The following is a 1,806-nucleotide window of genomic DNA, read 5'->3' as shown; positions in this document are numbered from 1 at the left end:
GTCTGACACCGCAAGAATGAAAACCAGGGCGCGAGCGCCGGGCTGACGCCAGGAGAGATGTAGTTCACGAATGGATCGCCTGCATCGCGAGAGATTTTTTTAACCTGTTGACAGGAGCCGGCTAATGGGTGACCCCGTGGTGAGGTTGTTGCGGCTCGGGCGCATGCCGTAGTGCGTGCATAAGGCCTCGTAGCGCCGTGTCAGCTGTTCGTGCTCGGCGTGGTTGTTGAAGGCCGCCGCCAAACTATCGGTCCGATGCTCTTCCGGGACGCCGCCCATCATCCAGATCGCGTTCTGGAGTCCCGACGACAGGGCCGCGAAGCTTTCACCTCCGAGGACGATTTCGACGTAGCGCCAGCCGGAGTAGGCCAAGGCAAACTGATAGAGCAAGTGCAACAACACCGCACCGCCAATCGTGACGTTCAACACCGCGGCGTGCGTAAAATCGGAGAGCCCCAAACGACCGGGCGGATGCACCTGCGCAAAGAACACTTCACGCTCTCGACCGAAACACGCATTCCACGTGCGTACCCGTCGCTGCAAGGTGCGCAGCAGCGTGTCGGCGTACTTCCCGGGATAACGCCTTTGCATTTCTTCCAGCAGCGTCATCGCCGTCAGGGCCGGCGTGGCCTCCAGCATCGGCACGATCTCGCTTTGCCAGAGGCCTTCAAATGGATCAGCCCGCGTTCGCCAGGGTCGGGCTTCTCGTTGGGAGGGCAGAGCCGTCAAACCGTCCAACCGTCGGGCGGACCTCGCGCTGATGCCCACTTTCGCCGCCGCCACTTCTTGACTCAGTTTCGCTCTGTGCGTCTTGTAAATTCCCACCTGGTGATCTCCAATGCGTTTGCCGGCCATACGTCATCCATCTCAGCGTCATGCTGAAATCGATCACTGTAAACCTCGCTTTCGCACCCGGCCGGTTCAGGTGGCAACCGGACAAGATAATTGTCGTTCACCTGTTAGGGGGCAAAGCCGCCCAAAGTCCACAATCCAAGCACAGCTACACCCTTCAACAACCACCAGAAATTAGCTACGCACGAGGGAATCAATATCAATAGAGTCCAAGACGAGTCATGGCGGTTCTTCCAGGCCAAGACCGCAAGGAATATCCATGTCAAACCGAATCCTGCGAGGACCTCCCAATACACGGAGGACCACCAATAACCCGATTTCCATGTGATCGACCCTATTGCGAGCACATAGCTCCCAATAAGCCCAAGGATCCAGAGCATTTTTTGATTCGATTGGGGTCTTGCTGATCCGAGCACTACTGAATTCTGCGTGACGGCCCACGCTGGATTTCGTTATACGTGGTGCCAAGGGCCTCTGTGGCGCCAAAATATTTCAGAGCATGATCTCGATAGTCTCGGCTATCTTCCTCAGTTCCAGCCCGTGGCGGTATCGGCCATTGCCGCGGGTCATTGGGTAGTGCTGTCAGTTCGCCGCGCAGTTGGCGATCACACTGACGAACGCACAGCCGATCACTTCCGCACTTTACGTAGCAGTTGTCGTGGCTCTGGTAGCACATATCCCCGCTATCAGTAGGGGGCGCACTGCCAGGGCCCCGCCCTGGTCCACATGAATACACGCCACCGCTCCAGCATTTGCCGCCCCAGTTACCGTTTGTCGGGCCACTAGATAAATCTCTACCGCCAGTACGGTTGCTCCAGTCAGTAGCATCCAATCCAAAGGGGTCAATAAAGCGGACAGGATTCCCATTGACAAAGCCGTAAGTATTGATGCCGCCCGCCAACCCAATCGGATCGCTCTGCACATACCGTCCGGTGGAAGGATCGTAATCCCTGA

2 pseudogenes are annotated in these 1,806 nt (G+C 57.3%); both read right to left on the bottom strand.

Features of this window, described 5'->3' with window-relative positions:
* Positions 1-141 precede the first annotated feature (141 nt).
* Positions 142-855, bottom strand: a pseudogene (gene istA, locus CAPSK01_RS06840) (IS21 family transposase); the annotation flags it as partial.
* An 826-nt stretch (positions 856-1,681) separates the two neighbouring features.
* Positions 1,682-1,806 (bottom strand): annotated as a pseudogene (locus tag CAPSK01_RS22120) (RHS repeat-associated core domain-containing protein); the annotation flags it as partial.

The organism is Candidatus Accumulibacter vicinus, assembly GCF_000584955.1.
In the GTDB taxonomy this organism is placed as follows: Bacteria; Pseudomonadota; Gammaproteobacteria; order Burkholderiales; family Rhodocyclaceae; genus Accumulibacter; species Accumulibacter vicinus.
The sequence above is the reverse complement of the archived record's forward strand: the minus strand, read 5'-3'. Positions and strand labels throughout refer to the sequence as shown.